Origin of the sequence: Nocardia niigatensis NBRC 100131, assembly GCF_000308655.1 — a bacterium.
Lineage (GTDB): Bacteria > Actinomycetota > Actinomycetes > Mycobacteriales > Mycobacteriaceae > Nocardia > Nocardia niigatensis.
This window is the reverse complement of the sequence record NZ_BAGC01000041.1, coordinates 188,092-212,914: the sequence shown is the minus strand read 5'-3', so window position 1 is coordinate 212,914 and position 24,823 is coordinate 188,092. Positions and strand designations below refer to the sequence as shown.

The 24,823-nt window shown below is 67.7% G+C and carries 26 protein-coding genes and 1 pseudogene; 18 read left to right on the top strand and 9 right to left on the bottom strand.

All coding sequences use genetic code 11. From position 1 onward, the window contains the following. Positions 1-372 precede the first annotated feature (372 nt). Positions 373-831: a PaaI family thioesterase gene (locus ON33_RS16015; protein ID WP_040859636.1), complete on the bottom strand. Its 459-nt coding sequence runs from the start codon at positions 829-831 to the stop codon at positions 373-375. A gap of 452 nt (positions 832-1,283) precedes the next feature. Between ON33_RS16015 and ON33_RS16010 the strand changes: the two genes are divergently transcribed. From ON33_RS16010 to ON33_RS15995, 4 genes are all read left to right on the top strand, one after another. Then, positions 1,284-1,769, top strand: a complete 486-nt coding sequence (locus tag ON33_RS16010; RefSeq protein WP_040859634.1) for a hypothetical protein — start codon at positions 1,284-1,286, stop codon at positions 1,767-1,769. A 1,043-nt stretch (positions 1,770-2,812) separates the two neighbouring features. Further along, positions 2,813-3,706 (top strand): class I SAM-dependent methyltransferase, encoded by an 894-nt coding sequence (locus ON33_RS16005; RefSeq protein ID WP_040859905.1) that lies wholly within the window; start codon positions 2,813-2,815, stop codon positions 3,704-3,706. 311 nt (positions 3,707-4,017) lie between these two features. Next, the gene (locus ON33_RS16000) at positions 4,018-4,293 is read left to right on the top strand and encodes a hypothetical protein (protein ID WP_157184558.1); all 276 of its coding nucleotides are present in this window, start codon (positions 4,018-4,020) and stop codon (positions 4,291-4,293) included. A gap of 651 nt (positions 4,294-4,944) precedes the next feature. Beyond that, on the top strand, positions 4,945-5,262 hold the full coding sequence (locus tag ON33_RS15995) for a hypothetical protein (RefSeq protein WP_157184557.1): 318 nt from the start codon (positions 4,945-4,947) through the stop codon (positions 5,260-5,262). A gap of 337 nt (positions 5,263-5,599) precedes the next feature. On the opposite strand, the gene ON33_RS41275 is transcribed toward ON33_RS15995, so the two are convergent. Further along, entirely contained in the window at positions 5,600-5,716 is a 117-nt protein-coding gene (locus ON33_RS41275; RefSeq protein ID WP_218001439.1) for a family 20 glycosylhydrolase, read from the bottom strand. Between ON33_RS41275 and ON33_RS15990 the strand changes: the two genes are divergently transcribed. Both ON33_RS15990 and ON33_RS15980 read left to right on the top strand, forming a co-directional pair. Further along, positions 5,715-5,975, top strand: coding sequence for an aromatic-ring hydroxylase C-terminal domain-containing protein (locus tag ON33_RS15990; RefSeq protein WP_040859627.1), 261 nt, complete (start codon positions 5,715-5,717; stop codon positions 5,973-5,975). The genes ON33_RS41275 and ON33_RS15990 overlap by 2 nt on opposite strands. A gap of 459 nt (positions 5,976-6,434) precedes the next feature. Beyond that, positions 6,435-6,674 (top strand): hypothetical protein, encoded by a 240-nt coding sequence (locus tag ON33_RS15980; RefSeq protein WP_157184555.1) that lies wholly within the window; start codon positions 6,435-6,437, stop codon positions 6,672-6,674. A 44-nt stretch (positions 6,675-6,718) separates the two neighbouring features. Here the strand turns inward: ON33_RS15980 and ON33_RS15975 are convergent, their stop codons facing one another. Beyond that, a complete protein-coding gene (locus tag ON33_RS15975; protein WP_040859621.1) occupies positions 6,719-7,945 on the bottom strand; it encodes an MFS transporter in 1,227 nt (408 codons plus the stop codon). Positions 7,946-8,116: 171 nt separating this feature from the next. Between ON33_RS15975 and ON33_RS15970 the strand changes: the two genes are divergently transcribed. From ON33_RS15970 to ON33_RS43355, 3 genes and pseudogenes are all read left to right on the top strand, one after another. Then, a complete protein-coding gene (locus ON33_RS15970) occupies positions 8,117-8,440 on the top strand; it encodes a hypothetical protein (RefSeq protein WP_040859618.1) in 324 nt (107 codons plus the stop codon). 212 nt (positions 8,441-8,652) lie between these two features. Next, a pseudogene (locus ON33_RS43360) lies at positions 8,653-8,790 on the top strand (TetR-like C-terminal domain-containing protein); the annotation flags it as partial. Positions 8,791-8,881: 91 nt separating this feature from the next. Further along, positions 8,882-9,184, top strand: coding sequence for a hypothetical protein (locus tag ON33_RS43355; RefSeq protein ID WP_245550562.1), 303 nt, complete (start codon positions 8,882-8,884; stop codon positions 9,182-9,184). A gap of 88 nt (positions 9,185-9,272) precedes the next feature. On the opposite strand, the gene ON33_RS15960 is transcribed toward ON33_RS43355, so the two are convergent. The 4 genes from ON33_RS15960 to ON33_RS15945 form a co-directional block, all read right to left on the bottom strand. Next, positions 9,273-9,557, bottom strand: a complete 285-nt coding sequence (locus tag ON33_RS15960) for a hypothetical protein (protein WP_040859613.1) — start codon at positions 9,555-9,557, stop codon at positions 9,273-9,275. Between the two features lie 151 nt (positions 9,558-9,708). Continuing rightward, positions 9,709-11,151, bottom strand: a complete 1,443-nt coding sequence (locus ON33_RS15955; RefSeq protein ID WP_085996766.1) for a three-helix bundle dimerization domain-containing protein — start codon at positions 11,149-11,151, stop codon at positions 9,709-9,711. A 213-nt stretch (positions 11,152-11,364) separates the two neighbouring features. Beyond that, the gene (locus ON33_RS15950) at positions 11,365-11,799 is read right to left on the bottom strand and encodes a ferritin-like domain-containing protein (RefSeq protein ID WP_040859611.1); all 435 of its coding nucleotides are present in this window, start codon (positions 11,797-11,799) and stop codon (positions 11,365-11,367) included. After that, positions 11,796-12,383: a hypothetical protein gene (locus ON33_RS15945; RefSeq protein ID WP_306307517.1), complete on the bottom strand. Its 588-nt coding sequence runs from the start codon at positions 12,381-12,383 to the stop codon at positions 11,796-11,798. The genes ON33_RS15950 and ON33_RS15945 overlap by 4 nt, the downstream gene beginning before the upstream one ends. A 310-nt stretch (positions 12,384-12,693) precedes the next feature. Here ON33_RS15945 and rimP point away from each other — a divergent pair, with 310 nt between their 5' ends. The 7 genes from rimP (at position 12,694) to ON33_RS15915 (ending at position 19,917) form a co-directional block, all read left to right on the top strand. Further along, positions 12,694-13,311: a ribosome maturation factor RimP gene (rimP, locus tag ON33_RS15940; RefSeq protein WP_040859607.1), complete on the top strand. Its 618-nt coding sequence runs from the start codon at positions 12,694-12,696 to the stop codon at positions 13,309-13,311. After that, entirely contained in the window at positions 13,308-14,357 is a 1,050-nt protein-coding gene (nusA, locus tag ON33_RS15935; protein ID WP_040859605.1) for a transcription termination factor NusA, read from the top strand. Before rimP ends, nusA begins: the two co-directional genes overlap by 4 nt. Before the next feature lie 152 nt (positions 14,358-14,509). After that, a complete protein-coding gene (locus ON33_RS39675; RefSeq protein ID WP_245550560.1) occupies positions 14,510-14,815 on the top strand; it encodes a YlxR family protein in 306 nt (101 codons plus the stop codon). 108 nt (positions 14,816-14,923) lie between these two features. Then, positions 14,924-18,049, top strand: a complete 3,126-nt coding sequence (gene infB, locus ON33_RS39670) for a translation initiation factor IF-2 (protein WP_083868997.1) — start codon at positions 14,924-14,926, stop codon at positions 18,047-18,049. A gap of 110 nt (positions 18,050-18,159) precedes the next feature. After that, positions 18,160-18,450, top strand: a complete 291-nt coding sequence (locus ON33_RS15925; RefSeq protein ID WP_040859602.1) for a DUF503 domain-containing protein — start codon at positions 18,160-18,162, stop codon at positions 18,448-18,450. A 20-nt stretch (positions 18,451-18,470) separates the two neighbouring features. Next, the gene (gene rbfA, locus ON33_RS15920) at positions 18,471-18,923 is read left to right on the top strand and encodes a 30S ribosome-binding factor RbfA (protein WP_040859600.1); all 453 of its coding nucleotides are present in this window, start codon (positions 18,471-18,473) and stop codon (positions 18,921-18,923) included. A gap of 7 nt (positions 18,924-18,930) precedes the next feature. After that, positions 18,931-19,917 carry a DHH family phosphoesterase gene (locus tag ON33_RS15915; RefSeq protein ID WP_085996764.1) on the top strand — a complete coding sequence of 329 codons (987 nt, stop codon included), beginning with the start codon at positions 18,931-18,933 and terminating at the stop codon, positions 19,915-19,917. Positions 19,918-20,077: 160 nt separating this feature from the next. On the opposite strand, the gene ON33_RS15910 is transcribed toward ON33_RS15915, so the two are convergent. After that, the gene (locus ON33_RS15910) at positions 20,078-21,715 is read right to left on the bottom strand and encodes a DUF4139 domain-containing protein (RefSeq protein ID WP_218001438.1); all 1,638 of its coding nucleotides are present in this window, start codon (positions 21,713-21,715) and stop codon (positions 20,078-20,080) included. A gap of 150 nt (positions 21,716-21,865) precedes the next feature. On the opposite strand from ON33_RS15910, the gene ON33_RS15905 reads away from it, so the two are divergent. Beyond that, entirely contained in the window at positions 21,866-22,144 is a 279-nt protein-coding gene (locus ON33_RS15905; RefSeq protein ID WP_040859595.1) for an acyl carrier protein, read from the top strand. Between the two features lie 48 nt (positions 22,145-22,192). Continuing rightward, positions 22,193-23,611, top strand: a complete 1,419-nt coding sequence (locus ON33_RS15900) for an MATE family efflux transporter (protein WP_083868995.1) — start codon at positions 22,193-22,195, stop codon at positions 23,609-23,611. Positions 23,612-23,666: 55 nt separating this feature from the next. On the opposite strand, the gene ON33_RS15895 is transcribed toward ON33_RS15900, so the two are convergent. After that, the gene (locus ON33_RS15895) at positions 23,667-24,812 is read right to left on the bottom strand and encodes a 3-ketosteroid-9-alpha-monooxygenase, oxygenase component (RefSeq protein ID WP_040859593.1); all 1,146 of its coding nucleotides are present in this window, start codon (positions 24,810-24,812) and stop codon (positions 23,667-23,669) included. Between the last annotated feature and the right edge of the window lie 11 nt (positions 24,813-24,823).

Here is a 24,823-nt window from a genome sequence, read left to right as displayed (position 1 = left end):
CTGATCCACGACGGTGGGCGTGGGTTGCCAGCGGGATCGACCAGAGCAAGGTGGGCAAAGATCAGCCGGCCGCGGGCGCCAGCCGACAACGCACGCTACTGCCGCGACCCTCGCGGACCGAACCGGCCAGCGCGGCGCAGCGGAAGATCAACGGGCAGAGTGCCGTACGACTGCCGGCCGGACGCGATGACATGCCGCGTTGAGTGCGAGCGGCATTGGTGCGTGAGCAAGTCGGCTCGGCTGAGAGATAGCGTCCCCAACCTCACGATTGTGGCTAGGCCTCGCGGACGGTGGACGACAGACTCGGCAGTGGAATGGCTCCCAACTGCTCGGTCGTGTCGAGGTTGGCCTGAGCGACCAAGCAAATGATTCTCAGCGAGGGTTGAGCCGTTTCCAGATGGAGTGCATCGAGACTCTCGTCTTATTGTCAAAGCGCAGTTCAGCATTGATGATGGCCTGCTGCTCGGTCAGCTGTTCGACTTGCGCCCAAAGATCGAGGCTGGGGCCCAGCGGAGTGGGGCGCAGGAAGCTGACGTCGAACCCGGCGGTGACGAACGGGGCCGCCATGCTGTGTTCGCTGAACCAGCCGCGATCGATGGCGGTCTGGAACACGACCGCGCCCGAATGGCAGTCCAGGACCGTGGAGATGACCCCGCCGTGGACGAAGCCGAGTCCGTTGCCGTGGTCCGGGCCGGGGGTGAATGATCCCACCACGGTGTCGTCGTCTGCCCGGTAGCTGCGAACGTGCATGCCGGAGGGGTTGGCCGGTCCGCATCCGAAACAGGTGGTGGTCGGGAAATGGCGTTCTTGAATACTCTTATCACTGGTCATGGATCCCCCCGAGATTGATCTTCGAGACGCTCGCCTCGAGCCTTCACCCTAGCTGGAATCCCGCGCTGCCCAACGGAAGTCATCGATTTGTTGGACGCGTGATGTCGGTTTTCCCACCGCCGGAGCATCGAACGTCCGCACATGCCGCGATCCGCGCGGGTCGGAGTGGCGAACGCAGGCAGCGGAAGATCAACTCGCCGAGGCCGTCTCTGGTCCTCGGCTCGCCCCGGCGGCACACCACACGGTTGGTACCCGCTGATGAACGGGTTCCGTGTGGGCTGCTGCCGACACTGCGCAATCGCGCTGCAGCGTCTTTCACCATCCCGAGAACGGCGCCGGTTCGACCGACACGAACGGCCATGTCGTCGTGCTGGTCAAGACGCCTGAAACACTGCATCGCCAGCTCCCGGCACGGCGAGGTAGTTTCGCGCGAAACGACGAGGGGAACGGGTGTGAAAGATCCGCACGATCAGCCGGAGTTACCGACGCCGGCCCCACACGGCGCGACCGCCGTCACTGCGGCCATCACCGCGCTGATCTTCGGTCCGCTCACCGGAATCGCCGGAATCATGTGGGTTCTCTACATGGCCGTCGCAATCGAAGATCAAGCCCGCGAATCGTCAGTCGAGATCGGCCGGTCCACGGACCCGATCGTCATGGGGATCGTCGCCGTCGTCATCGGGCTGACCTGGTGCATCGGCGGATCCCTTCTGCTGGCGTACATGAAAGCGGGTCGTTTCCTGTTGATCCTCGCATCAGGGTTGGCACTGATCGTGAGCGTTGCACAGCTCTTCAACAGAGGTTTCACCTTCTTGTTCATTCCGATCATCGTGAGCCTGCTGATTCTCGTCCTGTGCGCGGTCCCGTCAACCGGTCGCTGGATCGTGGCGAATGAACCAGAGCCGAATCCGCTTGCACACGATCATGGCCGGGACTGAGTTCGCCCAGCTGGCCACGCTATCCATGGACGTATGGTCTAGGTCGTTGCTGATTGGGCTGCTGGGCCCGCAATGCCGAACTCCCGAGCTGGCTTCAGTCGCCGCGAGTGCGTGGTAATGCCGCATGCCGCGCAGACCGGACCGGCCATCGCCGGACGGGCAAAGATCAACGGGCCGTATGGATCCGAGGCCGGCAGCACGTCCACTACTGCCGAGCGAGGCGGGCGGCCGACGCAGCGGAAGATCAACGGGCCGAGATCATCTCGGCCCACCGAATGCTCTGATATGCCGAGTTGATTGCGCAGGTGCCGGGTTCGACCGTCGAGGCTCGCTCTGTGGATCGCTCCGCATCTGGACTTGTTAGATTGCAGGACAATGACTTTCGAAAATTCGGCAACGGGATCTGATCCCGCGAATGAGGTTGCCGCGGTGGTCGATCGTGTGGTCGCCGACGGACTCCGGCGCGAGTCGATGGTTGGGCGAACGCGCAGAATGTGTCGGCCGTTCCCGTTGCTGTCCGAGAGGTGTTGCGCTCGATCGCTATGCAGCCTCTGGCTGAGTGGAAGCTTGTTCGGGATGGAATTCCTTGGGGCCTGGATCCAAGCGTGGGGCACTAGCTCCGCGACCGTTCAAGGCGGGTTTCGGTTGCCGCTTTCAACTGGGCGAGTACAGCCCTCCGGCCGGCCCTGGCACCGATGTAGGCAATCCCGAGCAGTGCCCGCGGCACAGTCACGTCGAGGGCCCCGAAGAAGTGGGACGACGAGTTCGATCACTCACTGACCGTCCTCAACAAGCTTGCGCCGGCTGTGGAGAGCGCGCTGCACCGCGCACTGGAGACCGACAACAAGGTTGGCAACGCTTTCGCCGGCCTCGGGTAAATGCCGGAACAGGCCGACCGCAGCGGTGACAGCGTCCCCGTCTGGCGCGATAGCCAGCCAGTTGCCGTGGGTTCGGTATGGGAGCAGAATCGACGGGGTGGATGCGGGGCGTTGGCTCCACCCGGGATTACTCAGACGATCGCTGACACCAATGGGGTGATCTTGATGCGAACGGACGGGGACAGCTGGGACATCGTGACGAGCGTGGGGCTGACCGCCTTGGGCGTCGCCGCGTTTCGCGCACTGGAGACGAACGATCGCGAGCCGATGATCCGTGACGACTACGCGGCGTGGTTCGTCGAGGCAGCGGGTGAACCGCATTTTGTCGAGATGCTGGCCGACCCGGCTTCCGTGGGCAAGGCAGAGCGGTTCGGGCGGTTCATGGGTGTGCGGACGAGATTCTTCGATGAGTTCTTCACCGCCGCGTGGCAGCAGGACGTGCGGCAGGCGGTGATCCTGGCATCCGGTCTGGATGCGCGGGCGTATCGGCTGGATTGGCCCGCGGGCGCGGTCGTCTTCGAGATCGATCAGCCCCGGGTGCTGGAATTCAAGGACCGGGTTCTCACCGAGCACGGTGCTGTGGCCAAGGCCGATCGGCGCGTGGTACCGGTCGATCTGCGTGACGACTGGCCCGCCGCGCTCACCGCCGCGGGATTCGATTCGGGGCGGCCGGCGGCGTGGTCGGCCGAGGGTCTGTTGCCGTTCCTGCCGGGGCGGGCCCACGACGCGTTGTTCGCACGCATCGACGCCCTGTCCGCGCCCGGCAGCAGGGTGGCCACCGACGATTTCGGCCGCGGGCTGGACCCGCACCACTTCGCCGATACGGAGGAGAAGTTCTTCGGCAGCAACCCCTTCGGCAATCTGGACGTGGGCGACCTCTGGTACGTCGACGCCCGCGCCGAACCCGGCGGCTGGCTGTCCCGGCACGGCTGGTCGGTCCAACGCACCAGCCCTGTCGACCTCGCCGCCGTCTACGCCCACCCGGTCACCGACATGCCCGCCGAACTGCTCGACCTCATGCAGCTGGCGCACTACGTGACCGCCGAAAAGCTCTGGTGAACCCGTAGCGCACCCATGCCGCCACCACGACCGCCGCATCCCCGGCGGGCCGATGATCTCGGAGGACGGCCCCGGGCAACTACGCCAAACCGCTTGTCGCCCAAGGCATCTATGCCAACCTGGTCGAAGTCGCACCGATGGTGTGACGCCTGGCCGCCCACCCGGCTTCAACTCCTGAACGCAGGATGTAAGCGGCCATGGCCAATTCACCCGCGGTGGTCGGTAGGCAGGTCGAGAGCGGTCGCGAGCTCGTCCACGAGTTGACCGGCCCGACTCCCTCCATGACATCCGAAGGTTCGACCAGTGGCCCTGTGCTCACCCACCCGATCCTGCATGGTGACCGGCCGCAACCATCACGTCAACCGTTTCCGGTCGACAAGGGCCCCATGCGCGCGCAAACCGGCAAGTTCACCTTCGCCGGTGACGGCCTCAGCTTCGGCTACGACAGCGGCGACAGCGTGTCCCTGCAATACCGAACCCCGGGCGCCTTCACCGGCGGCACCATCGAGAACGTCACCATCGACACCGGCAAGGAATCCTTCGCCGATCTCCATAAGGAAGCCGCCGCAGCACTCGAACGAAACTAGGCGAGCCGTCCCGAACACCGACGGCCCGAGTTCCTCTCGGGCCGTCGCACGCCGTTCTGTGCCTGATGCTGAGTCTGTGCGCCATCCGTTGCCGCGGGCTCGATGGCACAAGCGGTGACCGGCAGAGCGCCGGCCGGCAGGGCGGTGCCGCAGTGGATCGGTCGCGCGCCCCGGTGTCCGCGCAGCCATGAGGTGTTCATATCCGCTGCTCCGTTCGTCAGGAAATGACTTACGGTTTCCATGCTGCGGAATCCCGCCAGGACGCGAATCGGCGTCCAGGCTCCTTTCCCCGAGCCGTCCGTCCGATAACCGGGTCAACCGATCGGATGGCCCGTCCAGGACGGGCGCTGGCCGAATCAGCGATTCATTCTGCTGGATCAGTGACCTGCGAGACCGCAGACCACTGGAGAGCGCAAGCGCGACGGCCTCTTGAATCAGCCTGGATCGGTTGCACCACAACCGATCCCACGGTCTGCCCATGCCGCGTCCCGGACGCGAACGCAGCATTTCCGGCTGGTTTGAGGTGCGGATGCGGAGGGGTAACCAAGCCTCCAGAGCGGCTGCATTGCATGCCTCGTTCACCCGTACCGGGCAGTAGCGGGATCCGGTTGGGGAGTGGGACTGATCTCCTGCCGGTGGCGCTGACCGAGAGTGTTCACGACGCGGATCGGCAGTGGTATCCCGAAATTAGCTGGATGGTTCGTGATTGTGGTGCAGAATGCCGGACAACACGGGATCGGCAGGTCGACGCACCAAGGTGGCGAGATGAATGATCCGGCGGGATCGACGGTGTACAAGCTGCTCGGCGAGGTCCTGGCCCGCTACGGCAGCATCGAGGTCTTCTGTGCTCGGCTGTATGCCGGGTTGGATGCGCCGACGGACGTGATCCCGGCGATGGCGGATGTATCGCCGGGCGGCAGGCACCGGCTCAGAGGACAAACTGCTGGGCTTGCGGGCGGTACAGCCTGATATCTGCTGGTCACCCAGCGGTGCGGCGGGGCGCCGGATTCGAACTCGAGCGGGAATGACCTGGTCGATCAGTTGGACAAGGGTCTCGCCCCAGCGTCCGGGTGTGCACGTGGGGCGCGACCCTCGTATCGGCTCGGACACTCGGGTCGCGTGCTGCGCCGACATCTCAGCACATACCAACGGGTCGGGCTGCAAAAGCGGTCGGCGTCGATCGTGACCGACCTCTGACGAAGTCGTTACCGGCTCCTCGGTGTTTCGCTCTGTCCGGACTGCGTCCGGCAACAGGCGGCCGCCATTGCCGGGCCGGCCGAACGACGCGCTCGCTGAGCCAGGGGCGCTACCCCCGATCGTCGGACAGGTGCAGGCACAGGGTGTTCATGCCCAGCGCCGACAGCTCGCGCACGCGTGCCTCGAGCCGGTCGATCGGAAAGTACTCGCGCCCGGTGTCCACCATGAGCTCGCGTGACATCGACCTGAAGCAGGGCCGCCTCTACGACCGGCTGCATCGGGGCCGCGGCCTGGTACTCGATCGCACCGAACGCCTGACCGTCGAGGGCTGGTCGGACCGAGTCGATCTCATCGCGGATCCCACTGCGGCACTGGATGTTCCGGCCATCCTGTTGCGCCGCGACGGCTACGTCGCCTGGATCGGTGAACGCCGGCAGGACCTGAACGATCAGCTCTCCCGCTGGTTCGGCAAGCCCGCCAACTGATGTCACCTGCGCAGCCGGACGATTCCGGCGATTCCGGTACGGACCCCAATTCTCGGATGTGCCCAAATCCCGAAGTGAACAACCCGTACTGCACCAATTTCCAAGACGATCACAACAACGCGGACGACTTGGGCAACGGCCACGACGAAGGCGAGCGCAGCGGCGGCGACCACCGCTGAAGCGCTCGATCCTGAGCGTGGGAGGAACCCGCCGAGTAGGAGCGGGAATGTCCGATGCAGGGCGCGGGTCGCAGGCGTCGGGCGGCGGGGGCTCGGCGGCAGTCGCCGCGATCTTGAAGTAGCGACAAGGGCCACGTCCGTGACGAATTCGGCGTGCCGGAGGTTTGCTGGTTTGGTGTTGCCTCGCCTGGGGTATCGATTGCTTTCAGATTGCCATGACCGAAACCGGTACTTGTTCGGGCAGTCCATGTTCACGCGCTTCTAGCTGGAGGAACCAACTGTGCCCCACATGCGAGAGTCCGCTTTACAGAACGGAAATGGCTCCTACCTGGTCGAGATCGACAGCCAGGTGGTCGCGGCCGCAGAGAGCGCGCGCGGTGAGCGCAGCCGTGCCGTGCACCTGATGAGCCGTGTAGCGCCAGGTTTGTCGGATACCGCACTTGCCGAACTCGCCGCGGTCGCTGACCGGCTGCGCCGCGAGGAGGGATTGCCGCCGGTCGAGTTCACTGCCCAGTGGTGAGGTGGGGCGCTGCGCAACCCTGACCGGCCCGCGGGATTCCCTTGCTACGGACCGGCTTCCGGTCGAGTGGACACCGTGTCGGGGATCCGGGTGAAGTGGTGGCCCGTCAGGGCGAGGCCGACGGCGAGCGCGAGTGCCAGGGTGCCGGAAACGAACAGTGGCAGGCGGCCGTCGGCGTGCCAGGCCAGTCCGGCCCAGAGACCAGCGGCGAGAATCGCGCCGCCGGTGAGCCCCTGATAGACGCCCTGGGCAGTGGATTGGCCGGTGGCAGGGGCGAGGTCGGCGATCCAGGCTTTGCCGACCCCGTCGGTCGCGGCGGCGAACCCGCCGTAGAGGGGCAGGACCACGAATACCCAGCCGGGCGAGTCGGCGACGCCGAGGCCGAGGTATCCGATGGCGAAGCACACCAGCCCGGCCGTGAAGACGAGGTGCCGCGGCAGTCTGTCCGACAACGCGCCCGCCGGATACGCCAGCAGCGCGTACGCGGCGTTGTAGGCGATGTAGGCGCCGATCACCCCGGCCACCGACAATCCGAGCTGGTGGGCGCGCAACAACAGCAGTGAGTCAGGAAAGTTCACCAGTGAGAACACCGTCAGCACACCGATGAGCGTCTTCAACCGGGCCGGGAACCGGGCGGCCGGATCGGTGCCAGGACTGGACTCGGTGGCGGAAACCGCTGTCCGGGGGGAGTTTTCGCGAACCGCCGCGATCAGCGCGACAGCGCCGAGAGCAGGGACGACGGCGATGAGCAGCAGCGGCCGGATGCGATGGTCGAGCATCTCGTAGAGAGCCAGGCCGAGGGCGGGTCCGGCGACGGCTCCGGCGGTGTCCATCGCGCGGTGAACACCGAAGATGCGGCCCTTCGCGGCGGGGTCGGCGCCGACCAAGAGCAGGGCGTCGCGCGGCGCGCCGCGCACTCCTTTGCCGAGCCGATCGACACAGCGACCGGCGAGCACGAGCGGCCAGACGAACGCGGCCGCGACGATGATCTTGCCTAGTGCGGCAAGGGCGTACCCGGCCGCGATCAGCGGGCGTTTACGAGAGCGGTCCCCGAGACGTCCGGCGGCGATCTTCGTCAGCGAGGCAACGGCCTCGGCCGCGCCCTCCACCGCCCCGACCACGGCCGCGGGTGCGCCGAGCGTGGCGGTGAGGAAGATTGGCAGGATCGGATACACCAGCTCGCTGGCGGTGTCGGCGAGGAAACTGACCCCGCTGAGGACCCGCAGATTCGGTGTCAGCCAGGCTGGAGGGCGGCGAGCGGTTGTTGCCATCAGTGCACGCTACCGGGCAACCGGCGTCGATGGTCTCGATGGGTGACTCAGCGGATCGGTGTGGGCTGTGACCACACCGCGGCCACCGGCCGCCGCCGTGCAGGCTCGCTCGGCACTAGGCTTGCGAACAATCCGGCAATCGGAGAGGTGTCCGAGGAAAGAGGAGTGAACATGAGCATCGCCCTCGATCAGCTGGCCGACCCGGCAGTCCGTGCCTTCGTCACCGCGCTCAACGCGGGCGACCGCAACGCCTTCACCGCGACCCTCACGCCAGGGGCGACGATGTCCGACGACGGCTCCGACCGTGACATCTTCGATTGGTCCGAGCGGGAGATCTTCTCGTCCGCCGGCCACATGGACGTCGTGACGCAAACGGCTGACGGACTCGGCCTCATCGCCAACTACCGCAATGACACCTGGGGTGCGATGTGCACCGCCTGGCGCTTCACCGTCGACGGCGGCAAGATCAGCCGCTTCGAGACCGGCCAGGCATAGCGTCCGCCATCGTTCACGCGGCCCATCGAGGCTGTCAGGCCGTTGCCGCGGTCCTCGGGCTACCCGGGCCGGGTGCGGAAGGAGGGCGCGACTCGGCAGGTCCGGCATCGAGTACATCGCTCTGCTCGCCGGTGACTCCCGGTGTATTCGCAGCATCCAGGATCTGCTTCACAGCGAAGGCGCTGCCGCGATCAGCCAGTTGCTGAATTCAGGTGATTCGCCGTGCGATCCAGCGCGGCGAACTGCCCGACCACGCGGACCCGCGCAAAATCCTGGAAACCCGTGCTGCCCCTTTATATTTCCGCTTACTAATAGGCGACCACCCGCTCGACGCCCCATTCATCACCCGCTGTATCGACCACACCCTCGCCCTCTGCTCAGTCGAAATAGCCTCGGGCAGACGACAATTCACGACAACGCATGGCCCAGGCACGCTTTCGTATGAGCAACCCTGGGCCGGATCATTTCACCTTCGGCTGCCGTGTCGGCCCGATCGACGGTCGGCCGGGTCGCAGTGGCCGCTCCCTGCTGAGAAAACGCGGACTGGTCGTGGCGAACATGGCCGCCGTCTCCACGGTCCCGGTGGGCTCCCGAACCGATTTCCTGCACGGAGTGCACGGCGAATACGCCGCCATCGCTGTCGCCGCCGTGATCGGCGTCATCGTGGCGGGAGCCCGTTTCCGTTCTCCCACAGTAGAAGTCACCGAATCCACGGCAAATCCGATGTCCCGATCGATTCACTGACAACGTTGGTCCCCGGCGAATATCCGCATACCCCGTCGACCGAACCGATCAACGCGGTATGCCGGGAGGTCTTGATGAAGACGCGGCTTCAGCCGGCGGTCAGGTAGTTGTGGACGTCGGTGAACGTGACTCGCGGTTCCGGGACTCCTGCTCGCTGCGCGGCGGGCATGAGTCGCCCGGCCGCGAATTTCTGGAAGGACTCCGACGACTGCCAGACATCGGTGACCCGGATTCCCGAGTCGGTGGCGCACACCCAATGGAACAAACCGCCGGCCGGCATCGGCCCGCCCGGACTCAATCCCAATTCCCCGTTGATCGCGTCGTAATCCTCGAGCGTCGTACCCTCGAATTCGATGATGACGGCCACGACCATGACGATCCCCTTTCGCGCTGACAGCTTGATTTGAGGGACGATCCGCCGTTGAGAATAGGCTGTGTAATCGCGCTCAGCAGGCACAATTCGATAAAACCGGCCCGGGGCCGGACACCATTCGGTGCCCGGCCCGGATCGGTGGTGCGGCCGGTCAGTTGTAGGACTTGGCGACGCCGTCGAGCAGGTGCTCGAGGGTGTCGTAGTCGGGCGGGCTGACCTGGTTGACGAGATTCACATCGACCGGAACCTGGTGCGCCGCGGTCATATTCGTGAAAAGGCTCACATCGGTGGGGCGGAAGCCGTGCTCGGCGGCCAGCCGCTGCAGGTCCGGGTCGGTGGTCAGCAGCTTGCCGAGCCGGTCGCCATTGTCGGTCAGCGGGATCACCGTGTGCTGGGACATGACGGTCGGCTTCGGGTACATCAGGACCATGTCCGGCTTGAGCTGACCGTGCACGGCCGCGTCGACGTACTGGGCCTCGTAGATCCACGCCATCGGGACCGTGCCCATGCCGTTGGACAGGTAGTCCTTGAACGGGCCGTCACTGCTGGACTCGGTGAAACCCTGCCGGGTGAACAAGCGCGAAACCCGGGACACCGCATAGTCTTCGGCCTTGTTGCCGCGCACGATGGCGTCGTCATTCGCGACATAGGCGGTCACCGCCAGATACATGGCCGCCGAATTGGACGTGCGCGGATCGGTCGTGGACACCAGCACGTTCTTGGGCACCGAATAGGTCGAATTGCCCTCCAGCTGGCTCCACTGCACCCCCTTCTCGGCCAGCGCCAGGTACTTGTCGACGTCGAAGGTCGTCGTCGCTCCCGGCTGCACGATGCCGGCCTGCGTCAACAGAGCGGCGATCGGCTTGAAGGTGGCGATGGCCATGGGGGAGGAGAACGGCACGTACTTGGCGCTCACGCCGTGCTGCCGCTGAATCCGTTCCGCGGCAGCCGAACTGGACGGGAATGCGAAATCGTACTTGCCGAGATCCACCGAGGTGGCGATCTGCCGCGACCCGGCCGGCTCCACATCCACCTTGAACCCGTGTTTGGCCAGCACGTCGGCCACCTTCGGATCGTCGAAGAACGCCGACTTCTCCGAACCCACCACACCGTGCACCGTGGTGAGCGCCGGCGCGGCCGTGGTGCCGGCCGGCGAATCCGGTTGCCCCACGGTCATGATCACCGCGAACACCAGCACAGCGACGATGCCCGCCGCGACCACACCCAGCGCGCGCTTGTTCTCGACCAGCCGCGCCGGCACGAATCGCCCTGCGACAGCGGCGAATACGCTCGAGTTCTCCGCCGGATTCGCATCCGGCGAGCTGTTCTCCTCGCCCTCGACGGCCACCACCGTCTTCGCCGGATCCACCTGTCCGGCCCCATTCTTGGATCGCGTCGGATCCAGTTCCCGCCGCGCAATCCGCTCGACGAGAATCGGTACGAACTCCCGCACCGAATGCCCCTCGAACCGCTTGCGCACCGCGCCCACCACAGCCTCGACCCGCTCCGCCGGATGCGCCTCGCCATAGTCCTCGACCAGGCGATTCGTCACCTCCCGCAGTGCCTTCTCTTCCCGAGCAGCATCGACCGCCACAGCATCTCCTCGACCTCACACCGAATTCCGTTGCACGGCAAGAAAAATGCGAAAGAGCCGCGCCGACCGGACCCTATGCCGCCAGAGTGCCCATACATGATCGCCCACGCAAACGTCGAGTGGGCCTTCGGCGAATTCCTGGTGACCTCTCGTTCACCAGGGGAAGCTGAGCGGCCCCTCCCGGTCGCACCGCGGATCGCCGCGTCCGGTGGGTCAGGGTTTGCCGGGGAAGGCGACCGTCGCTGGATTGGCGCCGAGGATGGACTGCCAAGTGGCAAGGCGCACAGCGGATTCGGTGAGCCCCTCGAGGCCGGTGCGCCGCAGCTCCGGGGTGCCGGCCCGCTCGACCACCGAGCGCCAGGCGGCGGCGGTGTCCGACTCGACGATGACCGCCAGGTTCGCCGCGGGGATCGGATCGTTCACCGGAATCGGCGAGGTGTACGCGGCGGCGGGCTCGGGAACCGTTGCGCCGGAAGCCTTCAGCGCGTCGATGGTGGCGTCGCGGCGGGCCCGGTGGGCCGCGGAGTGCTCGGCCACCAGCTTGTCCCGATCGTGGTTGGCGTAGGCGGCGATCACGCCGTAGGCGTAGACAGCGGAGTACTCGGCGCTCAACGCATCGATGAGCGCCTGCTGGTCGTTCGTGGTCATCCGAGAAGAACCCCCGAGTGGGTGGCGCAGCATGCGCTGATGGAGGAGAGCAGGCCGGCCCGGTAGCCGGCGAGCTGCACCGACAGGTCGGCGGCCGAGCGCTGGGACTGCTGCAGCTGGGCGCGCAGCGCGGCCAGGGTCGGCGGCGGCACGGGCGTGACCGGCGTGACCGGCGGGGTACGGCGGCTGGGCGTGGTGCCGTCGCCGTAAACCCCTATGGCGCGGTCGATTTCGGTGCGCAGCGCATCGGCGTGCGCGGTGCGCTGGGTGGCGATGGTCTGCAGCGCCCCGGCCTTGTCGGGGCTGGTCGCGATCGCGGCGGTGGCGGCGGCCGCGTCCGTGCGCGCCGAAGTCTCCTGCGCGATCAGCGGATCCGGCGCGGCGGGGGTGTTGTCCTTCGTACACGCGGCCAGCGCGCCGACCGCCGCCACCGCCAGCGCGCCGCCGCCGGCCAGCCGCAGGGCGGAGCGGCGGTTCACGGCGGGGAGGGAAGGCTGGGGCCGGGTGGGGGAGGAGCCGGGTCGGTCCGGCGGGACCGTGAGACCGACGACATCGGCCGTGAGGCCGCTCTGACTGCTGGGCACGGCATACATCGTGCCAGTCGTCGCGGACAGCTTGCTGCGTGAGGGCGGTCGGATAGGCTGTGATCTGGAACGACGGGGAACCGTCATGGGCGCGTCGCGCTGACTCGCCGTCAGCACTGCAGCGCCGACCATGCCGAACTCGAGCGAGTCGGCTGGTCCTTTACACTCTTTCCGCGCGTTACGCTAGACCTTCGGCACGGCATTTCGCCGAATCCTCCCTCCCGAGGGCGGAGACGGGTCTGCCGACCGTGCCTACCAGTACGAACACCGACAACTCAACCCGTGACAACTGAACCAGGAGCCGCCCCACATGCCGATGCCGACCGAGGAAAGGGTGAGCCAGCTAGTAGCTGAGCTCGTCGAACGCCGAGGATTCGACCTCGAAGGCGTCGCGATTTCGGCTGCCGGTCCAGCGAGCAAGGTAAAGGTCACCGTCGACAGCGACGAATCCCCCGACCTGGACGCCGTCGCGGAACTGAGCTCGGAGATCTCGCAGACCCTGGACGACGCCGGCGACTTCGGCGAGACCCCGTATCTGCTGGAGATCACCACCCCCGGCATCGACCGGCCCCTCACCTCCCCACGCCACTGGCAGCGCGCGCAGGGTCGCAAGGTGAAGATCGTCCTGGCTCCCGGCGCCGAATCACCGGAGGAGAAGGGCAAATCCACGTTCGAGGCCCGCGTCGGCGCCACCACCGAAACCGGTGTCGCCCTGGTCCTCGGCGGCAAGCGGAAGCCACACCGGGTGACGGTGCCGTTCGCCGATATCCGATCCGCGATCGTGCAGGTGGAATTCAATCCGCCCGGTGCGGCCGAATTGGAGCTCGCAGGGGGAATAGCGCGGGGCCGTCCCCAGCCCGGCGCGCAGGAGGTATCCGAAACCGAAACAACAGAATCCGATTCACTGACCGAAGGGATCGTGGAATGAACATCGAAATCGAAGCCCTGCGCGCGATCGTCGCCGACAAGGGGATCTCGATGGAGACGGTGATCTCCGCGATCGAGTCCGCCTTGCTCACCGCATACCGGCACACCGAGGGCCATCAGCCCAACGCCCGCATCGACATCAACCAGAAGACCGGTGTCGTGCGCGTGATGGCCCGCGAGATCGACTCCGACGGCAACGTCATCTCCGAATGGGACGACACCCCCGAAGGGTTCGGCCGCATCGCCGCCACCACCGCCCGTCAGGTTGTGCTGCAGCGGCTGCGCGACGCCGAGAACGAGAAGTCCTTCGGGGAGTTCTCCACTCACGAGGGCGACATCGTCGGCGGTGTGGTGCAGCGCGACGCCCGCATGAACGCCCGCGGCACCGTCGTGGTCCGCATCGGCTCGGAGGCCCATGGCGCCGAAGGCGTCATCCCGCCCGCCGAGCAGGTGCCGGGCGAGACCTACGAGCACGGCGACCGCATCAAGTGCTACGTGGTCGGCGTCTCCCGCGGTCCCCGCGGCCCGCAGATCACCCTCTCGCGCACCCACCCGAACCTGGTGCGCCGCCTGTTCGCGCTGGAGGTCCCCGAGATCGCCGACGGGTCGGTCGAGATCGTGGCCGTGGCCCGCGAGGCCGGGCACCGCTCCAAGATCGCCGTGCGCTCGACGGTCACCGGCGTCAACGCCAAGGGCGCCTGCATCGGCCCGATGGGCCAGCGCGTGCGCAATGTGATGAGCGAACTGGCCGGCGAGAAGATCGACATCATCGACTACGCCGAGGACCCCGCCACCTTCGTCGGGAATGCGCTGTCCCCGTCGAAGGTTGTCTCCGTCACCATCGTGGACCCCGAGGCCCGCGCCGCGCGGGTGGTGGTTCCGGACTTCCAGCTCTCCCTCGCCATCGGCAAGGAGGGCCAGAACGCCCGCCTGGCGGCCCGGCTCACCGGCTGGCGCATCGATATTCGCTCCGACGCGGCGCCCGAGGTCCAGGGGGGCGCGCGGCCCGCGGCGGCGACCGGCGGTGGCGAGTCCCATCGGGGTTGATCTTGCCGGATCCGTCCGGCCCGGTCGGTCCCGAGATTTGTGAAACAGACCCCTGGGATGACAGGTTGGTAACTTCCAAGGGGTACGGATGCGGAGATCGGGACGTGACAGCGGTAGAGTGGACGCAGGCTCAGCGCGAGTCTTCGGCTTCTCTGCGCGCCGAGCGGGTGTCAGCACGATCGGCACCCGTCCGGACCTGCATCGGATGTCGAAGACGCGAGCTGGCCGCCGATCTGATGCGGGTCGTGGCGCAAGGGTCTGCCTCCGGGCAGGACATTGTGGTCATTCCGGATCCGCGGCACAGACTTCCCGGAAGGGGTGCCTGGATGCACCCCGCTTCGGCTTGTCTGAGCCAGGCAGTTCGGCGCCGAGCATTCGGCAGAGCACTACGAGTGTCCGGACATCTGGATATCTCAGCCCTGGAGCATTACGTAGAGAACAGGCACGAGCACTCATGAGCAAACCGTGAAGTCCCAGAAATGATCGGCCTTCGAAATTAGTCGAGGTCGTGCGGGCGTCCCGTCGTGAAACGGGCTGCTGCGCTCGACCTCTGAGTGAGGAGAGCAGTGGCAGGCAAGGCCCGCGTGCACGAGTTGGCCAAAGAACTCGGTGTCACGAGCAAAGAACTACTCGCGCGGCTCAAGGAGCAGGGCGAGTTCGTGAAGTCGGCGAGCTCGACGGTGGAAGCACCCGTCGCGCGCCGGCTGCGGGAGTCGCTCGCACCCAAGAGCGCCCCGTCCAATGGCGCCGCGAAGTCGGCAACCCCCAAGCCCAGTGGTGACGGCACCCCGCGTCCGGCCGCCAAGCCGGCCGCCCCCGGTGCCGGTCCCCGTCCGGGCCCGCGCCCGGCGCCGCAGGCTCCGGCCCCCGCGCCGCAGGCTCCGGCCCCGGCTCCGCAGGTGGCTCCGGCCGCCCGCGCCGAGTCGACCGAGGCCCCGGCCGCCCGTCCGACGGCTCCCGGCAGGCCCGGAGAGGCCGCGGCCGTCAAGCCCGGCACGCGCGAAAACGCTGCTCCCGCAGCAGCTTCCGCGTCGGCTACCCCGTCCGCTCCGGCCCCGCAGGCCCCGCGTCCGGGCGCGCCGCGTCCGGGTGCTCCGGCTCCGCGTCCGGGTCAGCAGCAGGGCAGCGCCCCGGCTCAGCAGGGCGGCGCTCCGCGTCCGGCCGGGCCCAAGCCGGGTCCGAAGCCGCCGCGGGTCGGTAACAACCCGTTCTCCTCGGCTCCCGAGCGTCCGGCGCCGCGTCCGGCTCCCCGCCCGGGTCAGCAGCAGGGTGGTGGCCCGCGTCCGGGTCAGCAGCAGGGCGGTCCGCGCCCGGGTCCGGCCCAGGGTGGCCCGCGTCCCGGCCCGCAGGGCGGTCCCCGTCCGGGTCCGGGCCAGGGTGGCCCGCGTCCGGGTCCCGGTCAGGGCGGTCCGCGCCCGGGTCCGGGTCAGGGTGGTCCGCGTCCGGCCGCTGCCGGTCAGGGTGGTCCCCGTCCCGGTGGCCCGCGTCCGAGCCCCGGCTCGATGCCGCCTCGGCCCAACCCGGGTGCCATGCCCGCGCGCGCTCAGCGTCCGGCCGGTCCGGGTGGCGCAGGCCGTCCGGCGCGTCCGGGTGGTCCGGGCGCCGGCGGCGGTCGTCCCGGTGGCGGCGGTGGCGGTGGCTACCGTGGCGGCGGTGCTCCCGGCGGCGGTCAGGGTGCGGGCGCAGGCGCCGGTACCGGTGGCGCTCCCGGTGGTTTCCGGGGTCGTCCCGGTGGTGGCGGCGGTGGCCGTCCCGGTTCCGGTGGTGGTCGCGGCGGTGCCGCGGGTGCCTTCGGGCGTCCGGGTGGCGCGCCCCGCAAGGGTCGTAAGTCGAAGCGGGCGAAGCGCGCCGAGTACGAGAACCAGCAGGCGCCCATCGCCGGTGGCGTGCGCCTGCCGCGCGGCAACGGCGAGATCGTTCGCCTCGCCCGTGGCGCGTCGCTGTCCGACTTCGCCGAGAAGATCGGCGCCAACCCGGCCTCGCTGGTGCAGGCGTTGTTCAACCTCGGTGAGATGGTCACCGCTACCCAGTCGGTGAACGAGGAGACCCTCGAGCTGCTGGGTTCGGAGATGAACTACGTCGTGCACGTGGTCTCCCCGGAGGACGAGGACCGCGAGCTGCTGGCCAACTTCGACCTCACCTACGGCGAGGACGAGGGCGGCGAGGAGGACCTGCAGGTCCGTCCGCCGGTCGTGACCGTCATGGGTCACGTCGACCACGGTAAGACCCGACTGCTGGACACCATCCGTAAGGCCAACGTCCGCGAGGGCGAGGCCGGCGGCATCACCCAGCACATCGGCGCCTACCAGGTCGAGGCGGAGGTCAACGGCGAGGATCGCCTCATCACCTTCATCGACACCCCCGGTCACGAGGCGTTCACCGCCATGCGTGCCCGTGGTGCGAAGGCCACCGACATCGCGATCCTCGTGGTCGCGGCCGACGACGGCGTCATGCCGCAGACGGTGGAGGCCATCAACCACGCGCAGGCCGCGGACGTGCCGATCGTGGTGGCAGTCAACAAGATCGACAAGGAAGGCGCGAACCCGCAGAAGATTCGCCAGCAGCTGACCGAATACGGTCTGGTCGCCGAGGAATACGGTGGCGAGACCATGTTCGTGGACATCTCGGCGAAGCAGGGCACCAACATCGAGTCGTTGCTCGAGGCCGTGGTCCTGACCGCGGACGCCGCCCTGGACCTGCGGGCCAACCCGGACATGGACGCGCAGGGTGTGGCCATCGAGGCTCACCTCGACCGCGGCCGTGGCCCGGTGGCGACCGTGCTCATCCAGCGCGGCACGCTGCGGGTCGGCGACTCGATCGTGGCGGGTGACGCCTACGGTCGCGTCCGCCGCATGGTCGACGAGCACGGCGACGACGTCGAGGCGGCCATGCCGTCGCGGCCCGTCCAGGTCATCGGTTTCACCTCGGTGCCGGGCGCAGGCGACAACCTGCTCGTGGTCGAGGAAGACCGCATCGCGCGTCAGATCGCCGACCGCCGCAATGCTCGCAAGCGCAACGCCCTGGCCGCGCGCAGCCGCAAGCGGATCTCCCTGGAAGATCTGGATGCCGCTCTGAAGGAGACCTCGGAGCTGAACCTGATCCTCAAGGGCGACAACTCCGGTACCGTCGAGGCCCTCGAAGAGGCGCTGCTCGGTATCGATGTCGGCGACGAGGTGCGGCTGCGCGTCATCGACCGCGGTGTCGGTGGCGTCACCGAGACCAACGTCAACCTGGCGTCGGCGTCGAACGCGATCATCATCGGGTTCAACGTCCGGGCCGAGGGCAAGGCGACCGAGCTGGCGAACCGCGAAGGCGTGGACATTCGCTACTACTCGGTCATCTACCAGGCGATCGACGAGATCGAGAAGGCCCTCAAGGGTCTGCTCAAGCCGATCTACGAGGAGCACGAGCTGGGCCGGGCGGAGATCCGCCAGATCTTCCGCTCCTCCAAGTTCGGCAATATCGCGGGTTGCTGGGTGCTCTCGGGTTCGGTCAAGCGCAACGCCAAGGCGCGCCTGATCCGCGACAACGTGGTGGTCGCCGAGACCACCATCCAGTCGCTGCGCCGCGAGAAGGACGACGTCACCGAGGTTCGCGAAGGCTACGAGTGCGGTATGACCGTGGGCTTCAACGACATCAAGGATGGCGACATCATCGAGGCCTACGAGCTGCGGGAGAAGCCGCGCGACTAGGAAGCAGTACACGATCCCGCCGGGCCCTCCGGGTCCGGCGGGGTTGTGCCCCTTCCCTTTCCGGGTAACCGTGCGCGCATTCCCCGGGGCGCGTTCATATGACTGAAAAGATGTTCTTCGGAGCGCTCGAGTTCGATATCTTGCTCGGTGATGTGCATTCACTGAAAGAGAAGCGCTCCGTCATCCGCCCCATCCTCGCCGACCTGAAGCGGTTCGAGGTGAGTGTCACGGAGGGCGGAGATCATGACCGGTATCGCCGGGCATTGCTCGGTGTGGCAATGGTCAGCTACGGCATGAATCATCTGACCGAGGTGCTGGACAAGTGTGAACGGCACGTCGCCAATCGTCCGGAGTTACAGTTGCTGGCGGTACGCCGTCGCGTCTTCGGACCCGAAGACTGAAGAAGTGAGGAGGGCTCGGCATGGCTGATCAGGCTCGAGCACGCCGACTCGCGAAGCGAATCTCGTCCATCGTCGCCACGGCGATCGAATACGAGATCAAGGATCCGCGACTGCGGTTCGTCACCATCACCGACGCCAAGGTGACCGGTGACCTGCGCGAGGCGACCATCTACTACACCGTCATGGGTGAAACCATCGATGCCGAACCCGATTACGCGGAAGCCGCCGCCGGCCTGAACAAGGCCGCCGGGATCCTGCGGTCCAAGGTCGGGGCCGGTACCGGGGTGAAGTTCACCCCGACGCTGGCGTTCAAGCTCGACACCGTGCCGGACGCGGCCCGCGAGATGGAGGAGCTGCTGGCCAAGGCCCGCGCCTCCGACGCGCGCGTCGCCCAGGTGGCGGTCGGCGCGAACTACGCCGGTGAAGCGGACCCCTACAAGTCGGACGAGGACGAAGAAGACGACGAAGCCTGACTCCGCCGTGACCCCCGTCGATGTCACTCCCGCCGTCGAGGTTCTCGATTCCGCGAAATCCGTGACGATCCTGTGCCACGTCCAGCCCGATGCCGATACTGTCGGCAGCGGGCTGGCGCTGGCGCAGGTGCTGCGCCGGCGCGGGGTCCCGGTTGTCGTCGCCTTCGCCGAACCGGCCGAGCTGCCGGTCTCCATGCGGTCGCTGCCCGCCACCGATCTGCTGGTGTCGGCCGATCGGGTGCCGCGGACGGTGGATGTGCTGGTGACGGTGGACTGCGGCAGCGTCGGCCGTCTCGGTGGGTTGCGGAACCGATTGCCGGGTGCCGCAACGACTCTGGTGATCGACCATCACCGCTCGAACACCCGCTTCGGCGCGGTGAACGTGGTCGACGAGGCCGCCGACTCGACCGCGGGCGTCATCGCCCGCATTCTCGATGGCTGGGGTGAACCCATCGATCGGGATATCGCGCACTGCCTCTACGCCGGATTGGTCACCGACACAGGCTCGTTCAAATGGGCGCGGCCCGGCTCGCATGCCCTGGCCGAACGGCTCCTGGCCACCGGCATCGACGGCGCGACCATCACTCGCACCCTCATGGACACCCACCCGTTCGCGTGGCTGCCCATGCTCTCGACGGTTCTCTCCTCGGCCCAGCTGATTCCCGATGCCGCCGCCGGCGCGGGTCTGGTCTACGCGGTGGTGCGCCGCGCGGACACCGAATCCGTTCGAACCGAAGAGGTCGAGAGCATCATCGACCTGATCCGCACCACCGCCGAAGCGCAGGTCGCCGCGGTCTTCAAGGAATCCCGCACCGAACAGGACCATTGGACGGTCTCCCTGCGCTCCCACGACGCCGCTGACGGCTCACCCGGCGTGGACGTCGCCCGTGTCGCCACCGCCCTCGGCGGCGGCGGACATCGCTACGCCGCAGGCTATTCCACCGACGGCTCGGCCCCGGAGCTGCTGGCGAACCTCCTCCGCGAACTCGGCTGACCCGGGTCCCGGTGGCCCTCAGTTCAATTCGTCACCACGTCGGTGGCCACCCGCCGATACCGCGCAGGGTGATGTAGGCGAACAAAGCCCCCATGACGGCGACGCCCGCCCACATGGCCCGTTGCGGGCCGTCGGCAAGGACTCCGCGGGTGAGGCCGGGTCAGTCCGGCAGACCGAAGATGGTGACGCCCTTGGGAGCCTCGACTCGGTAGCCGAGGTTGACGGTGGTCTCGGCCTGCGGGGCGAGGTCGAGTTTCCAGGTGAGGATGCCGAGGTCGTCGCGGTTGGCCGGCGGCGGTTTCAGGACCGTGTCGCGGACGGTGACAGTGGTGTCGCGGGCGACCGGCAGCCGATCCAGGACGGTCACGGTGGTGCGGCGCGTGCCGTGGTTGGCGACGGTGATCGTGTACTCCATCTCGACGCGGCGGGCCGAGCCGAGCGTCGCCTTGGAGGCATTGCGGCGCACCAGTTCTCGCTCGACCCGGATGCGGTCGTCCACGCCGAGGGCGAGTTCGCGCTCCTCGCCCGGAGCCCAGATGCCGAGATCGGTGGCGCCGACGTATTCGGTGTCGTTGAACAGCGCGGCGCGGCCCTTGGGCAGGGTGTGCTCGGAGGTGTTGCGGGCGGTGGCGCGCAGGATCGCCTCGGGGGAGCGGATCGGCGCGGTCACATGATCGAGCTCGGCCTCGAGGTCGAGCGCGGTGATGAGCGTGCGGTGTTCGCTGCCGTCGGAGGCGATCGCGACCGGGCGTGGTGGTGAATAGGTCGCGGCGGTGGCCCCGTGTTCGACGGTCGTGACCGCTTCCCGGACCGCGGGCGGTGGCACCGGCGGGAACGCACCGGCGGGCGCGGCCGCGGCCGCCGGCGGCAGCGGGATCGGGCCGCTCGGGGCCCGGGAAGAGCGCTTGGCGAAGAGTTTCGGCTCGGGCGGCGTGGTGCTGATGTACCAGGGGTCCAGTTCGGGCACATCGAGGGCGACCGCAGGGCGGGCGGTCGACAATTCGAGGCGGCATTCGGGCCAATCCTCGCCGGTCTGCTGGCACACCAGCCCGAACCAGCGCAGCGTCAGCCCCCTGTCGTCGACGCGCAAATCGTAGGTGCTGGTCCAGCGCGCGCCGGGCACGATATAGGACAGTTCGAGTTCGGCGGTGGCCGGTTGGGCGGCGTCGATGGTGATGATCGCGGCCCGGATGTCGGGGCGGTTCTTGCGGCCCAGGTCCGCCAGGCGCCGCTCGATCGCGTGCTTGTCCCGAATGTGTTCCTGCCGCAGCCGCTCTCGCTCGCGGCGTCCGGCGTGGATGACCCCGTACTGCTCCTCGAGACTGTCGCCGAAGGCGATGACCCGCTCCTCGGTGGTCTTGGCCAGCTGATCGGCGGACTTGCGGACCAGGCGCTGCAGGAATTCCACGCGTGCGTCCGCGGCCCGGTCGGCGTCGGCGAGCTCGACCAGCGCGGCGTCCAGCTCGCGTACACGGCCGGTGAGTTCCGCGATCTGTTCGTCGTCGGATTCGGGCTGCCGTTCGGTGACGATGTCCACGCCGAGGACCGTCACGTCGCCGCGGCCTGCCACCCGAATCGAGTCGCGCACCAGTTCCAGCGGCAGGGGTGACACGCGAATGCGGTGTTCGCCCGCGTCCAGCGTCGCTTTGCCGGACCGGGTGACCCGGGCCCGATCCGGATAGATCGTTACCGCCGCGATTGTTGTCTCGAGATCGACCATGCCGCCCAGCCTGCCCGAGTAGCCGTTGCGAGTCGACGGGAATACGCGCGGCGATATGACCGTGTCGGGGGAGGACACCGCGAATGGCTCTCTGCTGGAGCGGAATTCGCAGGTGCGAGTTGTCCGGGGTGGCCGAGGAAGGTCGCGAACCCGGCCTGCTGGATCGGCCGAAGCGGCCGGCGAGAACTGGTCAGTCGGATGCGGACACGGACATATATTTGCTCGACTATGGATTTCGATCGGCGGCCGGCCGCGCGGTCTCGCTGCTTGCGGGATCTGGACAGGCGCTGGCGAGAAGCCGCCCGACTGCTCGGGCACGAGAGCACCGACGCGCTCGACCCCGAGCGGGACTTCCTCGAGGTCGGGTTCGACGCACTGGCGGCCATGGAGTTGCGGATCGCGCTGCACGCCTTCACCGGTCTGCCCCTGCCGACCGCCGCGATCTTCGATCACAAAGCGCCTGCGGCAGTGACAGGCGGATCGGCGGGCTCGAGGGTGAGGCGATGAGGCCCTACGGCCGGGTAGGGGGGCAGGGTGGTGTGGGATGGTGGGCGGATGAGCAGTGCCGGCGTGGTGGATGGTGGCGGGGAGGACCCTGCCTTCGTGGCCGCGTCCGCGGAGGACGTGGCGGCGGTGCGGGGCGCCGAGGCCGCGGCGGCCGGGCCGCGGCGGATTCTCGGGATCGCGGTTCCGACGCTGGGGGTGCTGATCGCCGAGCCGATCTATCTGCTGTTCGATATGGCCGTGGTGGGTCGGCTGGGGGCGCTGGCGCTGGCGGGGTTGGCCGTTGGCGGTTTGATTCTGGCACAGGTCAGTTCGCAGTTGACGTTCTCGAGCTACGGGACGACGGCGCGCGCGTCGCGGCGGCACGGGGCGGGGGATGAGCGCGGCGCGGTGATCGAGGGGGTGCAGGCCAGTTGGATCGCGGTGGGGCTGGGTTTCGCGATCGTGCTGGTGGCGCAGGTGTTCGCGGGGCCGATCACGCGGGCCATCGCGGGCGGGGACGATATTGCGCGGGCGGCGGAGTCGTGGGTGCGCATCGCGTTGTTCGGGGTGCCCTTGATCCTGGTGTCGATGGCGGGGAACGGGTGGATGCGCGGGGTGCAGCAGACTCGGCGGCCGTTGCTGTATGTGGTTGCGGGCCTGGTGGTTTCGGGCGTGTTGTGCCCGACGCTGGTGCACGGGCTGGCGGGGGCGCCGCGGATGGAGCTGGAGGGGTCGGCGGTCGCGAATCTGGTGGGGCAGTCGATTTCCGGGGCGCTGTTCGTGAGTGCGCTGTGGCGGGCGAGGGTGCCGCTCGCGCCGCATGTCGCGATCATGAAGGCACAGTTGGTGCTGGGTCGGGATCTGATCGTGCGGAGTCTGGCGTTCCAGGCGTCGTTCGTGTCGGCGGCCGCGGTGGCCTCGCGGTTCGGGGCGGCGTCGGTGGCGGCGCATCAGCTGGTGCTGCAGATCTGGAATTTCCTCGCGCTGACACTGGATTCGCTGGCCATCGCGGCGCAGACGCTGGTGGGCGCGGCGCTCGGGGCCGGAAACGCGCGCGGCGCACAGGGTTTGGCGCGCCGGATCACGGGGTGGTCGACCGTGTTCTCGGTGGCGCTGGCGGCTGTCTTCGCGGCCGGATACTCGGTGATCCCGCAGCTGTTCACCGACGACCCGTCCGTACTGGATCGCACGCACGTGGTGTGGTGGTTCTTCGTCGCCATGATCCCGGCGGCGGGTGTGGTGTTCGCGCTCGATGGCGTGCTGCTCGGCGCGGGTGATGCCGCGTTCCTGCGCAATACGACGCTCGGCTCGGCGCTGCTGGGATTCCTGCCGATGATCTGGCTGTCGCTGGCCTGCGACTGGGGGATCGGCGGAATCTGGACAGGGCTGGTCGCTTTCATGCTGTTGCGCCTGATCGCGGTCAGCTGGCGCGCCCTGTCGGGCCGCTGGGCGCGGGTGGGGGCCGAGGTGCCACGCGCGGCAGCGTAGGCGTCGGCCGGTGGATCCGGGGCGGTGGATGTGATCCGCCCCGGGCCCCGTCGGCTCAGTCGGTGGAACCGTTCGCCTGTGCGGCGGCCTGCCTTTCGAGATTCTCCGCGACCTCGGCCTGCCAGTTCTCATTGGCGTGGGTGGTGTCGACCTCGTATTCGAAGCGGTCGGTCATCTCCGGCTTCACGTCGGCGACGTCGACATAGAACTGCTCGTACCACCGCCGATGCTGGTAAACCGGCCCGTCCTCCTGCGTCAGCAGCGGATTGTCTATGCGGGTCTTGTGTTTCCAGATCTCGACGTCCTGCAGGAATCCGACGCCGAAGCTCTTGCCGAACGCCTTCGCCAGCTTCTCGGACTTCTCCGGCGGCAGTCCCTTGATGCGCTGCACGCTCACACCCCACTGCAGCACGAACGAATTGTGCGTGACCGGGTAGTGGCAGTTGATGAGCACCACTTCGACGGTGTTGTCACCGAAGTCGTTGTGCAGCGTATTGATCATGTAGGACGGCCCGTAATACGAAGCCTCCGAACGTAGTAGCGACATCTCCTGCGAGTAGTTCGACTTCGCGTGCACGTCCGGCCGGCCCTTGGAGTGCAGGAACTGTGTCGCGACGTGCCCTTCGAACACATTCTTGAAGTACACCGGGTACGCGTAGTGGATGTAGAAGAAGTGCGCCATATCGACGTTGTTGTCGATGATCTCGCGGCAGTGCGAGCCCTCGATGAGCAGGGTGTTCCAGTCCCAGTCGCTCCACTCGTCGGTGCCGATGCCCTCGATGTGCGGGATGGCGACCTCGGGCGGCGGCGGATTGCCCTCGGGGTCGTGCCAGACGAAGAACTGCCCGTTCTCCTCGCACGTGGTCCAGGATCTGGTGCGCGCCAAGGGCGGAACGCGGCGGGCGTAGGGGATGGCGGCGCATTTGCCGTCGCCGCGCCAGCGCCAATCGTGGAAGGGGCAGGCGATATTGTCGTCCTTGACGCTGCCGTAGGCGAGGTCCGCGCCCATGTGCCGGCAGTAGCCGTCGAGGGCGTGCAGTTCGCCCGCGCTGTCGGACCAGATCACCAGTTTGGTGCCGAAGGCGTTGACCGAGTGGGGTTTTCCGTCCCGGAAGCTCTCGGCCAGCCCGAGACAGTGCCAGCCCCGGGCGAATCGGGTCATCGGCTCGCCGACATCGATGCTGCGATAGTGCTGCTTCATGTGCGTCCTCC